At 54.3% G+C, this 12596-nt stretch carries 13 protein-coding genes; 10 read left to right on the plus strand and 3 right to left on the minus strand.

Going from position 1 to position 12596, the window contains the following annotated elements:
* Positions 1-291: 291 nt before the first annotated feature.
* The 5 genes from dusA to AC2FNV_RS12505 are packed head-to-tail and all read left to right on the plus strand — an operon-like array spanning position 292 to position 4110.
* Complete coding sequence (gene dusA / locus AC2FNV_RS12485; RefSeq protein ID WP_170605105.1) at positions 292-1323, plus strand: tRNA dihydrouridine(20/20a) synthase DusA; 1032 nt, start codon at positions 292-294, stop codon at positions 1321-1323.
* 28 nt (positions 1324-1351) lie between these two features.
* Positions 1352-2176: a sulfite exporter TauE/SafE family protein gene (locus AC2FNV_RS12490; RefSeq protein ID WP_170605107.1), complete on the plus strand. Its 825-nt coding sequence runs from the start codon at positions 1352-1354 to the stop codon at positions 2174-2176.
* Entirely contained in the window at positions 2170-2955 is a 786-nt protein-coding gene (locus tag AC2FNV_RS12495) for a hypothetical protein (protein ID WP_170605109.1), read from the plus strand. The genes AC2FNV_RS12490 and AC2FNV_RS12495 overlap by 7 nt, the downstream gene beginning before the upstream one ends.
* 36 nt (positions 2956-2991) lie before the next feature.
* The gene (locus AC2FNV_RS12500; RefSeq protein WP_170605111.1) at positions 2992-3720 is read left to right on the plus strand and encodes a SpoIIAA family protein; all 729 of its coding nucleotides are present in this window, start codon (positions 2992-2994) and stop codon (positions 3718-3720) included.
* 12 nt (positions 3721-3732) lie between these two features.
* Entirely contained in the window at positions 3733-4110 is a 378-nt protein-coding gene (locus AC2FNV_RS12505; RefSeq protein WP_217371818.1) for a YybH family protein, read from the plus strand.
* Here AC2FNV_RS12505 and AC2FNV_RS12510 read toward each other — a convergent pair.
* From AC2FNV_RS12510 to ccmI, 3 genes are read right to left on the minus strand one after another with little or no spacing between them, the layout of a single operon-like run.
* Positions 4107-4340, minus strand: a complete 234-nt coding sequence (locus AC2FNV_RS12510) for a DUF1289 domain-containing protein (RefSeq protein ID WP_170475309.1) — start codon at positions 4338-4340, stop codon at positions 4107-4109. The two genes, AC2FNV_RS12505 and AC2FNV_RS12510, sit on opposite strands and share 4 nt — an antisense overlap.
* Positions 4341-4357: 17 nt before the next feature.
* Positions 4358-4822, minus strand: coding sequence for a Holliday junction resolvase RuvX (gene ruvX, locus AC2FNV_RS12515; protein ID WP_170605115.1), 465 nt, complete (start codon positions 4820-4822; stop codon positions 4358-4360).
* Complete coding sequence (gene ccmI, locus AC2FNV_RS12520) at positions 4819-6048, minus strand: c-type cytochrome biogenesis protein CcmI (RefSeq protein ID WP_170605117.1); 1230 nt, start codon at positions 6046-6048, stop codon at positions 4819-4821. Before ccmI ends, ruvX begins: the two co-directional genes overlap by 4 nt.
* A gap of 178 nt (positions 6049-6226) precedes the next feature.
* Between ccmI and AC2FNV_RS12525 the strand changes: the two genes are divergently transcribed.
* The 5 genes from AC2FNV_RS12525 (at position 6227) to AC2FNV_RS12545 (ending at position 12430) form a co-directional block, all read left to right on the plus strand.
* Positions 6227-7471 (plus strand): sarcosine oxidase subunit beta family protein, encoded by a 1245-nt coding sequence (locus tag AC2FNV_RS12525; RefSeq protein WP_170605119.1) that lies wholly within the window; start codon positions 6227-6229, stop codon positions 7469-7471.
* A 114-nt stretch (positions 7472-7585) separates the two neighbouring features.
* Entirely contained in the window at positions 7586-7915 is a 330-nt protein-coding gene (locus tag AC2FNV_RS12530; protein WP_170605121.1) for a sarcosine oxidase subunit delta, read from the plus strand.
* A 67-nt stretch (positions 7916-7982) separates the two neighbouring features.
* Positions 7983-10997 carry a sarcosine oxidase subunit alpha family protein gene (locus tag AC2FNV_RS12535; RefSeq protein WP_170605122.1) on the plus strand — a complete coding sequence of 1005 codons (3015 nt, stop codon included), beginning with the start codon at positions 7983-7985 and terminating at the stop codon, positions 10995-10997.
* Positions 10990-11556, plus strand: coding sequence for a sarcosine oxidase subunit gamma (locus AC2FNV_RS12540; protein WP_170472877.1), 567 nt, complete (start codon positions 10990-10992; stop codon positions 11554-11556). Before AC2FNV_RS12535 ends, AC2FNV_RS12540 begins: the two co-directional genes overlap by 8 nt.
* 274 nt (positions 11557-11830) lie before the next feature.
* Positions 11831-12430, plus strand: coding sequence for a superoxide dismutase (locus tag AC2FNV_RS12545; protein ID WP_170605124.1), 600 nt, complete (start codon positions 11831-11833; stop codon positions 12428-12430).
* Positions 12431-12596: the final 166 nt, after the last annotated feature.

The raw sequence follows: 12596 nt of genomic DNA on the forward strand, positions 1-12596 counted from the left end.
GAACCAGGTATGGTGTTGAAGAGACAACAATGATCCAAGGTTCAACAATGCCGCAAGTTGTGGCGGCGTCCCGTGCATTTCAAACGGGAAGGCAGTGCCAGCATGACGCTGGGAATGACATCAATGGACTTTGATCTGTAGGACATTTTACTTAATAGAAACAAACGCTGATCCCGCGTTCTCGCTTACGGATGGTCCGCCAAGTTGCAGCTTTTGGTGTTGCGATGCGGCATTTGTTGTACCAATAGACCAGAGCAGACAACGATCGGCTGTAAACAGGCAGTTGTTAAAATGAACAGAAAAGACGAAAATTCAGATATTATAAATAATTATGGTGATTTTCGCCTTTCGGTCGCTCCTATGATGGACTGGACAGACCGTCACTGTCGTTACTTTCATCGTCTGCTTAGCTCACGGACTTTGCTTTATACCGAAATGGTTACGGCTCCGGCGCTGGTGCGCGGAGGAGCGTTGCATTTGCTCGACCATAGCACCCAAGAACATCCAGTTGCACTGCAATTGGGGGGATCCGATCCGCAGGAGCTTGCTCAGGCCGCGATACTTGGGGAGCAAGCCGGTTATGACGAGGTCAACCTGAACTGTGGTTGCCCGTCCGACAGGGTTCAATCCGGCACTTTTGGCGCCGTTTTGATGAGAGAGCCCGGTCGCGTCGCGGACTGTGTCAGCGCCATGCGAGAAGTGGTCGATGTCGATGTCACTGTTAAGTGTAGGATCGGAGTGGACGAACAAGACCCGACCGAAGTCCTCCCCGATTTCTTAGAGCAAATCAGAGCCAGCGGTTGCCGCCGTGTCATAATTCATGCACGCAAAGCTTGGTTGCAAGGATTAAGCCCCAAGGAAAACAGGGATATTCCGTCGCTGGATTACGCCTTGGTTCACCAGATGAAGGCTGCCTTTCCGGACCTGCATATCTCGGTCAATGGTGGCATCACTTCGCTTACTCAGGCCCGGGCAATGCTGGACGCTGGTTTGGACGGGGTCATGATCGGACGCGCCGCCTATCACCACCCAGCCGAAATTCTGGCTGATGCGGATAGGCTGATTTTTCAAACAGGGCAAACCGTTGATCCTTTTGAGGTAGTAAGAAAAATGGTGCCATATGTAGAGAGACACCTTGCCAGCGGTGGGCGTTTGCACCAGATCACCCGGCATATGTTAGGTCTGTTTGCAGGTCGTCCCGGAGCGCGCAGCTGGCGCAGAATGCTGTCCGAAGGCGCAGTGCGGAAAGACGCCGGGCCCATGATAATGCTGCAGGCGCTGGAAAGCGTTTTGTCCGCTGCGCAAGAGGACGCGGCGGTTTAATGCGAACCTTAGCCAGGGTGAGGGAATAATGCCCGAGACTATGTTGCTGGCCCAGATGCTGGGCCTTTTGCTTGTGATTGGCGCTTTTGCAGGGGTCCTGGCAGGTTTGCTGGGTGTGGGCGGTGGAATTGTTCTGGTTCCAGCGTTTTTTTACGCATTTCAAACCTTGGGTTACGGCGGCCCACAGCTGATGCAACTATGTTTGGCGACATCGTTGGCAACGATTGTGGTCACGTCCGTTCGGTCCGTACTGAGTCACAATAAAAAAGGCGCGGTAGACTGGGATATTCTACGTGGTTGGGGTCCGGGAATCGCACTCGGCGCGCTTTTGGGCGTGTTGGTTGCGTCATCGTTGCGAACTGAGGTTTTGCAAGCCCTTTTTGGCGTTCTTGGAATGGTCATCGGTCTATATCTGGGGTTGGGCAGGTCCGAGTGGCGGTTGGGCGACGCGATGCCTATTGGGGTGCGCCGCATTCTGTTGTCTCCTTCTGTCGGATTTTTGTCGGTGTTGATGGGCATCGGTGGCGGCAGCTTTGGCGTGCCATTGATGAGCCTTTACAACACGCCCATTCACCGCGCAGTTGCAACCGCCGCGGGCTTTGGTGTGATAATTGCGGTACCTTCAGTTCTGGTTTTTTTGTTTTTTGAAATCGCGCCAGAACATCGTCCGCCTTTTACCGTCGGAGCCGTTAATCTGATCGCTTTTGGGATTGTAATCGCGATGACTATGATAACAGCACCCTGGGGCGTAAAACTTGCTCACGCAATGAATCCTAAACCTTTGAAACGCGTCTTTGCGGTATTCTTGACGCTTGTGGCATTGAACATGTTGCGAAAGGCACTGGGTTGGTAGGCTCATTCGAGGAGAGGGGTTGGATTACTTTCCCACACGATCCGGCGTTGGAACGCTGGGTAACGCACGTCCTTCCTGCAGCACGCGCAGCAGTAACAGATCCGGCTCATGCGCAATGGCATGAATGCGAGGGAACCTGGTTCGTCGGCGTCGACGTTTTGGAGAATGATGCGGTGGGCAGAGTAAGGGGTTCCCAGCCTTTGACTGGGCAGGCGGTTGATTTCGTGACGCAGCTTTACGGCGGCATCGACCTGCACAAAGGTCAGGTCTCGGTTATTTATCCGGGGTACCCACGTCCAAGACGGGATGAGAGCGAGGCCGCTGCGCGGTATCGCGCAAAACGGGATGCGGCCCACGTGGACGGCTTGAAACCGACAGGTCCTGATCGCAGACGAATTATTGATGAACCTCACGCGTGGGTGATGGGTATTCCGCTTAGCGATGTCTCTGCAAGTGCGTCGCCGATGGTCGTCTGGGAGGGCAGCCACAAAATTCTGGGCGATGCGTTTCGAACGGCTCTGACAGGGGTGCCAAATGATGCGTTGGCCCAGACAGATGTGACCGATATATATCAGGCAACCCGGCGGGAGGTTTTCGACCGCTGTTCGCGCGTCGAGTTGCCAGCAAGCCCCGGCGAGGCTTATGTCATTCATCGCCACTGCCTGCATGGTGTTGCCCCTTGGGGGGAAAGCGCACGAGCGGGGCCGGACGGCCGGATGATCGCCTATTTCCGCCCAGAATTGCCCGGCGGAGTGGCGCAATGGCTCGAATTCCCGTAACCTCCTGCCATTGCTCTGTTTTGGAGGATGGTTTCAATGATTACGGTCCAAACGAATTCTGACGGTACACTGATCGAAGTGGAATTGTCTGGTGAAGTTACCAGCGCGGATTACACAAACACTCTGGTTCCGGCAATTGAAGGCGCACTTGCCGATCACGACGCCGTTCGGTTATTGGCAATCGTGACGCCAGAATTCAAAGGCTACGATTTGGGTGCAGCGTGGTCTGACACCAAGCTGGGTCTCAGTCACTGGCGCGGGTTTGACCGTATTGGTGTGGTGGCCGACCAAGGATGGGTGCAAACCAGTATTCGTTTGGCTGCACCGATCTTGCCCTGTCCAGTACAGGTTTTTTCGATGGAGGAACTTGAGGCCGCACGTCGATGGATGCGTGAGTCTCTCGGTTCTATTCATGTGACCGATCTAGGTGGACCATGCGTTCAGATCAGCTTGCTAGGAAAGTTGGACCCGGATGAATACAAGCAGGCGCAATCGGATCTGGACGCGCTGCTGAGCGGCAAAGAGGGGTTTCGTTTGCTGATCGATTTGCGCGAATTTGACGGCTGGCAAGGTTTAACGGCGTTGGCCGCCCATTTCCGCTTGGCAGCAGGGCATATCGGAATGCTGGATCGCGCGGCGATTGTCGGGGATAAGGCTTGGCAAAAGTTGGCGCAACGGACAGCAAGTCATCTTCTTGGCACTCGTGCGCAATATTTCCCGTCAGCTGAAATTGAAAGCGCAAAAACCTGGCTAGCCGCAGGATAACCGCACCGTAGAATGTATGATGGAAAGACTATGCGCATGGCAGTACGAGATGAGCTGGACAAACTTTTCGAAGACTACCTGATTGCTTACCGTCAAGCCGACGCTGACGGCTGTGCTGCCATGTATTCAGTTGAGGCTCAACTCTTTTCGCCATTTGGTTCTGCGACGGGTCGCAAAGCTATCGCCGAACTTCACCGGGATTGGTTCACCGAAGGCACGGAAAATAAATCTCTCACCGTCTTGGATTCCGGTCAATCGGGAAACTTGGCTTGGTGCCTTGCTAGTTTTTCGGAAGGCGAAGCTGCTGAAAATGGTGTTTCCCTAAACGTGCTTGAAAGGCAGGCCAACGGGACTTGGCTGATCCAAATGAGTAGTCTGAATGAAAGCTAGTCGCGGTGCATCCGAGCAGAGCGACCGCCACGACGTTTGGCCAACCTGGGTTTTCGGTTTGGCAGGTCCTGCATGATTTCAGCGCGTTCAGAACTTTCCATTTTAGACCAGCGCGTGATTTCTTCGATGGTGCGATAGCAACCAGTGCAAATGCGTTCAGTTGGATGCACAACACAAATTTGGATACAGGGGCTTTCCACCTCATTCCTTCTCCAAACCATATTTGTCATCAATGTCATCCGATCCGTCAAAGAAAGCGCAACCTGTCCAGCGCCCCTTGCAAGATATAACCTGCCGCGACGTGGTCGATAACCTGTCCGCGACGTTTTCGTGTCGTATCCGCCTCGAGCAGTGCTTTTTCTGCCGCAACAGTACTAAGTCTTTCATCCCAAAACCCGATTGGCAAATCGGTCAAACGAGAAAGATTTCGGGCAAAAGCGCGGGTTGACTGACAGCGGGGTCCTTCTGATCCGTCCATATTTTTGGGAAGCCCCAGAACTATTCCGCCAATCTCCCGATCTGTTGCAATTTCGATAAGACGAGCTGAGTCGAGTGAGAATTTTTTGCGCCGCACCGTCTCTAGCGGGCTGGCCACTGTGCGCATGCGATCGGAAACTGCGACCCCGATGGTTTTTTCGCCAAGATCCAAACCTATCAATGCCTTCATCTGAGGTAGAGCGTCGGCAAAGTCCTGAAATTCTTCGGAGATCATTGGTCTAGACCAGCGCGTTGCGAAGCGATTTGAATCACTTCCAATGCGGCGTCGTTGCCAGAAAACACAAGCAACGCTTCATCCCGAATGTTCTTTGCGCGCTCGGTGTCGCCAAGAACGCCCAAGGCTGCGATCAGGCGGGCCCATTCCTCGGGTGTTCCACCTTCGGTGGCCAAACGGTCAGACAGCTGGTTGACCATGCCTTGAATCATTTCTTGACGTTCTTCAGGTGTAAGGTCCGCCGCAGCTTGCATGTCTTCTTGTGAGGGACCCGGCATTGCCGGAGCAGAACTTAGGTTCGGTGCGTTGAACACCCCGGCGCGGAAAGCAAGGTCGTCGATCTGACTTCGAATGGCGCTGGCCCAGGGAGCGCCCGGAGGAGCACTGCGAAGCGTATCCGCCCAAACACGATAGGCAAGGTCCGGTCGCCCGGTCTGAGCCAGCATCTGCCCCCAGTAATATCGCGCCGGACCTTGCTCGGGATCACGCTCAAGTGCCTGCTGCAACGCTTCCTCGGCTTGTGGTGAGACATAGCCTCCGGCAGCAAGGATCATCATTTCGGCCAGATCGGCATAGGCTTCGGCAGAAGCTCCACCGTCAGAAAGTTCGATGACCCTGGTCTGAGCTTCATATCCAGCCTTGAAGTTTCCGGCGTTTGTTTCGTGCTGTGCCAGCAAAGTGTGGCCTTGTATGTCGTCTGGTCGCCCTGCCACTGTCTCCCGCAGCTGGGCAAGCAGCGCGGCGTAGTTTTCATCGAGTGTCGGTGCAGCGACCGGAGTCGCCATGCTTTCAGCGTCAGCTTGGCTAGGACGGTTTATGCGCAAATCCTGGGCCATCGCCAATCTTGCGGACAGTGGCATGTCAGGAAACCCAGCAGCCCCCATCTGCCGGTAAATCACCAAGGCACCACCGACCAGCGATAAGACCAACAAAATGACAGCAATGACTGAAACTGTTCTTGTCGGCCCTTTCGCGTCTTCTGTAGTGCGTGCCTGCGCGTCGGCCGCCAATATCCTACGGGAAATTTCGGTCCGCACACGATCTGCGTCAGCCTCTGCGATCACACCTCGGGAAAGGTCACGGTCCACACTGGCCAACTGTTCGCGATACACCCTCAGATCATACGCCGCGGTTGACTCCTCTGCCCGGCGGTTACGCACAAGAGGGGCAATCAAAAACCCAGCGATAAGCAATGCTATCAGCGAAGTGATAATCCAGAATGTCATTGTCCCTCCGGAGTGGCTCATCAGACTTAGACCCCCGGGCCGGACGAAAAAAGGGGCAAAAAGCCGCGAAGCGCGATCATGTCGCAATAATGCGATATTGTGACGTTGCACGGCACAGGTAAAATGACGGTACGCGGCATATCTGCGCCCAATCACCGAAGACCGGACGGATTCGCTTATGAAACACTATTCAGCCTTTGCTGTAGCGCGTGAGGCGCTGCGATATCACACGGGATGGGAACGGGCGTGGCGTTCGCCCGAGCCAAAAAAGCGATATGATGTCATTATTGTCGGTGCTGGGGGTCACGGGCTGGCGACAGCATATTACCTGGGCAAGAACTACGGCATTCAAAATGTCGCTGTGATCGAAAAAGGCTGGTTGGGTGGCGGCAATACGGGCCGAAACACAACCATTATTCGATCGAATTATCTGCAGGATCCATCGGCGGCGCTTTATGAAAAGGCTCGAAGCCTCTACGAGGATCTGAGCCAAGAGCTGAACTATAACGTTATGTTCAGTCCGCGCGGGGTAATGATGCTGGCGCAGACTCAGCACGAAATACGCGGCTATCAACGCACTGCTCATGCAAATGCTTTGCAGGGCGTCAAGACAGAGTGGATCGGGTCGGAGCGTGTGAAAGAACTGGTGCCGATCATCAATATCGACGGCCCTCGATACCCAGTGTTGGGCGCGCTTTGGCAGGAACGTGGCGGTACTGCGCGCCATGATGCCGTTGCGTGGGGCTATGCACGTGCGTGTTCGGCGATGGGGATGGACATCATACAGCAGTGCGAAGTCACTGATGTCAGATCGGAAAACGGCCGCGTTGTGGGTGTCGACACCACCAAAGGTGCCATCGATTGCGATAAGCTGGGGATTGTGGTTGCTGGCCATTCGGGACAATTGGCCGAAATGGCAGGTTTCCGGTTGCCGCTGGAAGCTATTGCTCTTCAGGCGCTGGTGTCCGAGCCGATCAAGCCCTGCATGGACGTGGTCGTGATGGCCAATACCGTACATGGCTACATGTCACAGTCTGACAAGGGTGAGATGGTGATCGGTGGTGGAACCGACGGGTTCAACAACTATACCCAGCGCGGCTCGTTCCATCATATAGAGGAAACTGTGCGTGCACTTGTCGAAACTTTTCCGATGATTTCGCGTCTGAAGATGCTGCGTCAATGGGGTGGGATCGTCGATATGACCGGCGACCGCTCACCCATTTTGTCGAAAACGCCGTTGACCGGTTGCTTCATTAACTGTGGTTGGGGCACTGGTGGGTTTAAAGCCATTCCCGGCTCGGGCTGGGGCATGGCGCAGTTGATGGCAACCGGTCATTCGCCTTTAACCGAAGCCTTTACGCTGGACCGCTTCAAAGAAGGCCGTTTTATCGACGAAAGCGTTGCAGCAGGGGTGGCGCATTGATGAGACGTTTTGATCGCAGACCCCGAGTACGAGCATTCGATCGAGGCTCTTGCGTGTTTTTGAGTGGAATGTCAGCCGGATTTGGCTGCAACCGGCTACTGAAAGGATGAAACTATGCTAGTCCTTACTTGCCCTTATTGCGGTGTCGAAGCCGAAGAAACCGAGCTGTCCGCAGGTGGAGAGGCGCATCTGAAACGCTATGGCCCGGGTTCGTCAGATGACGAATTCCACGATTACCTGTTCATGCGTGAAAATCCCAAAGGCGTACATTTTGAACGCTGGCGCCACTCATACGGATGTGGCAAGTGGTTTCACGCCGCCCGTTGTACGCAAACGCTCGAAGTTTTTGGTACTTATTCTGCGCAAACCACCGAGCCTCCGAAAGAAGTCAAAAATGCCATCTCGGCTAAACGCCCAGGGTGGTCTTGGAGGGGACACTCCTGATGCTGCTTGTTCTTGAAAAAACTTCTGCCCAAAGCGTCTACGCCTTAACCTGCGAAAGGTCCGCAGCATGAGCTCCCGTCTGGCAAAACAAGGTCGTTTGATTGACCGTTCCAAACCGGTCACGTTTTCCTTCAACGGCAATTCAATGCAGGGGTACGAGGGAGATACGCTCGCTTCGGCCCTGCTCGCGAACGATCAGATGATGGTTGGCCGTTCTTTCAAGTACCACCGTCCTCGCGGAGTTGTTGCCAGCGGTGCAGAGGAACCCAACGCTCTGGTCGGTTTGGGGCAGGGCAATAGGTTCGAGCCGAACCAGCGCGCCACAACCACAGAACTTTTCAATGGCCTGACCGCGATCTCGCAGAACCATTGGCCGAGTCTGGAATTCGACATCGGTTCGGTTAACACTGCGCTGGCCCGATTTTTGCCAGCCGGGTTCTACTATAAGATGTTCATTCATCCTAAACCGTTCTGGAAACACATCTACGAGCCGTTCATCCGCCAATCTGCAGGTCTGGGCAAAGCCCCAGACAAGGACTCTCGAGATGCGGACACTTACGAGCACTTTTACAGTTTTGCCGACGTTTTAGTGATCGGTGGTGGTATCGCAGGATTGCAGTCGGCAAAAGCCGCAGCACTGTCCGGCGCCAAGGTCATGCTGATCGAGCAGACCGCGCATTGGGGCGGGCGTACTTTGGTCGATGGTGGAACCGTTGGCGGGAAACCTGTGGATAAGTTCGTGGAGCAATTGGTTTCTGAGCTAGAAACAATGGATAACGTGACCATGCGCACACGCTGCATGGGGGCCGGAGTATACGACCACGGTTACGTATTGGGCTACGAGCGTTTGAGTGACCACAGACCCGGGACACAGGGTCCGCGCCATCGTTTGTGGCGTATACGGGCGAAACAGGTCGTCACCGCTACAGGTGCAATCGAGCGACCGTTGTCGTTTGCCGGGAATGATGTGCCGGGAGTCATGCTGGCATCCGCGATGCGCGATTATGTTGTGAACTGGGGAGTGACTCCAGGACAGCGGGTCGTGATCGCGACCAACAACGATGATGCATACCGAACAGCAATTGCCCTGAAACAGGTCGGTGTGAACGTAATCCGTGTCGTTGATACGCGTGCAACGGCGGGTCCAATGGCAGAGGAAGTCCGTCAGCTTGGGGTACGTGTCGATCCGGGTAAAGCTATTGCCAAGGTCAAAGGTGGCAAGCGCGTCAAGAATGTCCAGCTATGTAACCAGGACGGTATCGGTGGTGCTCGTGAAGAGATCGAGTGCGATGCAGTTGCAATGTCGGGCGGCTGGTCGCCGGTTGTCCATCTGTGGTCCCATTGTGGAGGTAAGCTGATCTGGGATGACGCAAACGCGCATTTCCGTCCTGATCCCAATAGACCACCTTTGGGAGCAAATGGCGACGGGTTCGTTGTGGCTGCGGGGTCGTCCAATGGGCATTTGTCGCTGGGTGAAGCGATTGCCGACGCACATGCTGCCGGAAAGGCGGCTGCCAAGGCTGCTGGCTTTAAGCCTAAAAACACCAGAGCTCCATCAGGTGAAGCAGCCGAAGAGGCACCGATGGAGGCAATCTGGTTGATGCCTGCGAATGCCGAGGTGCAGCTGCGTATGAAATCCTGGCTGGATTTTCAGAACGACGTCAAAGTGTCGGATGTTCAACTGGCAGCGCGCGAGGGATATGAAAGCGTTGAGCACACCAAGCGCTATACAACGTTGGGCATGGCCACCGATCAGGGCAAACTAAGCAATATTAATGGCTTAGCTATACTTGCTGACTCATTAGACTCCGATATTCCAAAGGTTGGCACGACAACATTTCGTCCGCCTTACACCCCGATTTCCTTAGGCGCTATTGGTGGCGAAGCGCGGGGCGAGGTTTTCCAGCCTATCCGCCGTACACCGATGCACGATTGGCATGACGCGAACGGTGCAGACTGGGAACCGGTTGGTCAATGGCGACGCCCCTATGCCTATGTCCGTCCCGGGGAATCTGTGCATGACGCAGTGAATCGAGAGGTTAAAAATACTCGCGATAATCTTGGCATTCTAGACGCTTCGACTCTGGGAAAATTGATCGTCAAAGGCCCAGACGCCGGCAAATTTCTGGACATGTTGTACACGAACATGATGTCCACGCTTAAAGTGGGTAAATGCCGCTATGGTCTGATGTGCTCAGAAAACGGGTTTTTGATAGATGATGGCGTTGTCGCTCGTATCGACGAGGACACATGGCTTTGCCACACGACGACAGGCGGGGCTGAGCGAATACACGCGCATATGGAAGAATGGCTTCAGACCGAATGGTGGGATTGGAAAGTCTATGTCGCCAATGTGACCGAACAGTATGCACAGGTTGCGGTTGTCGGTCCGAATGCCCGCAAGGTGCTTGAGAAGTTGGATGGTATGGATGTATCGAAAGATGCCCTGCCGTTCATGGAATGGCGAGATGGCAAAATAGGTGACTTCGATTGCCGCGCCTATCGCATCTCGTTCTCCGGTGAACTCAGTTATGAAATTGCAGTACCTGCCAGCCAGGGACAAGCGTTTTGGGATGCATTGTTTGCGGCGGGGCAGGAGTTTGGTGTGATGCCTTATGGCACAGAATGTTTGCATATTCTGCGCGCCGAAAAAGGCTTCATAATGATAGGAGACGAAACAGACGGAACCGTGATCCCACAAGATCTTGGCCTGCACTGGGCGCTTTCAAAAAAGAAAGAGGATTACCTGGGCAAACGTGCCCATTCGCGTAGCCATATGACGGATCCTGATCGCTGGAAACTGGTGGGGCTTGAGACTGTGGATGGTTCTGTTATCCCCGATGGCGCCTATGCAGTAGGCGAGGGCGTCAACGCCAACGGTCAACGGAACATGATCGGACGCGTAACCTCAACTTATTTCTCGGCTAATCTGGGCAAGGGTATCGCAATGGGGTTAGTCAAGAACGGACCGGACCGGATGGGCGAGATCATCGAATTTCCCGGCACTGACGACAAAATCTACAAGGCCAAAATCGTTGATCCGGTCTTCTTCGACAAAGATGGAGAGAAGCAGAATGTCTGAGCCCATCAGCGCATTGAACCATGCCAGCTATGACGGCATTGCCAAGGTTGAGGAAAGCGGCCTGCAGGGGATGATTACCGTGCGTGGAAATCTGTCCGACAAAGTGTTAGCCAAGGCGGTCAAGGATGCGACCGGCCAAAAAGTGCCCGGACAGCGCGAAGCATTTGTCGAAGGCGACACCGGTGTCTGTTGGATGTCGCCCGACGAACTGCTGGTACTGGTGCCTTATGCCGAATTGAATGCAAAGTTGGCAGCAATGACAGACGCGCTGAGTGGCGTTCATGCTCTGGCAGTCAACGTCTCAGATGCGCGGGCTGTGTTTCGTGTATCCGGCAATTCGGCGCGCGAAGTTCTGGCCAAACTGGCACCGGTAGATTTGTCGCCCGAGGCCTTCCAACCGGGTCAAATCCGGCGTTCACGCTTGGCGCAGGTAGCGGCGGCTTTCTGGATGGACGACACCGATACGTTCCGAGTTGTCTGTTTTCGATCCGCTGCAGAATATGTTTTTGAGCTGTTGAAGGTCGCGGCGCAGCCCGGCAGCGAGGTTGGGGTTTACTGACCCAGCATTCTCATCATTTGTCCGGCTCAATTGGTCTAAAAAAGTTGTCTTTTTGTCGTCCAGAAGTCTCGTCAAAAAATCCAATTTTACCAAGTGAGATGTGGTCGTTATCGGTCGATACACTTGTTTCACATTTTTAGAAGGCGCAGCGCTTCTTGGGCGGCTTCATCAAGGTGGCGGACGCATGGATTTGTAATCTCCGCCCTTGACCTCGGCCACTTGCCAAAGCATTTAACCCTTGGGAACCGAAACTTATATTTAACAGGGGGCCGAGATGGCTTTTGAACTTCCTGATCTTCCTTATGCACATGACGCGCTTGCAGCCAAAGGTATGTCCGCGGAAACGCTGGAGTATCACCACGACCTGCACCACAAGGCATATGTGGACAATGGCAACAAATTGATCGCTGACACTGAATGGGACGGCAAGTCTTTGGAGGATATCATTGTCGGCACTTATGATGCAGATGCCGTCGCGCAAAACGGAATCTTTAACAATATTAGTCAGCTCTGGAACCACAACCAATTCTGGGAAATGATGGGCCCTGGCGGTAATGCGATGCCGGGTGAGCTGGAAGCGGCATTGGTGGAAAACTTTGGCTCGGTTGACGAATTCAAGTCACAGTTCAGTGCGGCTGGCGCTGGTCAGTTCGGTTCAGGCTGGGCGTGGCTGGTCAAGAACGCAGACGGCTCGCTGGCGGTGACTAAGACAGAAAATGGCGTGAACCCATTGTGCTTTGGTCAGACAGCACTGCTGGGTTGTGACGTGTGGGAGCATTCGTATTACATCGATTTCCGCAACAAGCGCCCGGCTTACCTGTCGAACTTCCTCGACAATCTGGTGAACTGGGAAAACGTCGCGTCGCGGATGTGATCGTTTGAACCGAAGACGGTTTATCAAAGGCCTGCTGGCGCGAAAGCAAGCGGGCCTTTTTTCTTTGGGCTACAGGTTCTTTCTTGAACCTGCGCTGCGGCTGCATGTGCGCAAATGGCATGTGCGACGACGCGGTTGGGTCGAATGGCTATGTCCAGACGCTTGA

Source organism: Ruegeria sp. BHSA163 (genome assembly GCF_059613365.1).

Bases quoted from the DNA above. Each gene is read 5' to 3' on its own strand.
- dusA (WP_170605105.1), top strand. From the start codon at position 292: ATGAACAGAAAAGACGAAAATTCAGATATTATAAATAATTATGGTGAT.
- AC2FNV_RS12490 (WP_170605107.1), top strand. From the start codon at position 1,352: ATGCCCGAGACTATGTTGCTGGCCCAGATGCTGGGCCTTTTGCTTGTG.
- AC2FNV_RS12500 (WP_170605111.1), top strand. From the start codon at position 2,992: ATGATTACGGTCCAAACGAATTCTGACGGTACACTGATCGAAGTGGAA.
- AC2FNV_RS12505 (WP_217371818.1), top strand. From the start codon at position 3,733: ATGTATGATGGAAAGACTATGCGCATGGCAGTACGAGATGAGCTGGAC.
- AC2FNV_RS12510 (WP_170475309.1), bottom strand. From the start codon at position 4,340: ATGACAAATATGGTTTGGAGAAGGAATGAGGTGGAAAGCCCCTGTATC.
- ruvX (WP_170605115.1), bottom strand. From the start codon at position 4,822: ATGATCTCCGAAGAATTTCAGGACTTTGCCGACGCTCTACCTCAGATG.
- ccmI (WP_170605117.1), bottom strand. From the start codon at position 6,048: ATGACATTCTGGATTATCACTTCGCTGATAGCATTGCTTATCGCTGGG.
- AC2FNV_RS12525 (WP_170605119.1), top strand. From the start codon at position 6,227: ATGAAACACTATTCAGCCTTTGCTGTAGCGCGTGAGGCGCTGCGATAT.
- AC2FNV_RS12530 (WP_170605121.1), top strand. From the start codon at position 7,586: ATGCTAGTCCTTACTTGCCCTTATTGCGGTGTCGAAGCCGAAGAAACC.
- AC2FNV_RS12535 (WP_170605122.1), top strand. From the start codon at position 7,983: ATGAGCTCCCGTCTGGCAAAACAAGGTCGTTTGATTGACCGTTCCAAA.
- AC2FNV_RS12540 (WP_170472877.1), top strand. From the start codon at position 10,990: ATGTCTGAGCCCATCAGCGCATTGAACCATGCCAGCTATGACGGCATT.
- AC2FNV_RS12545 (WP_170605124.1), top strand. From the start codon at position 11,831: ATGGCTTTTGAACTTCCTGATCTTCCTTATGCACATGACGCGCTTGCA.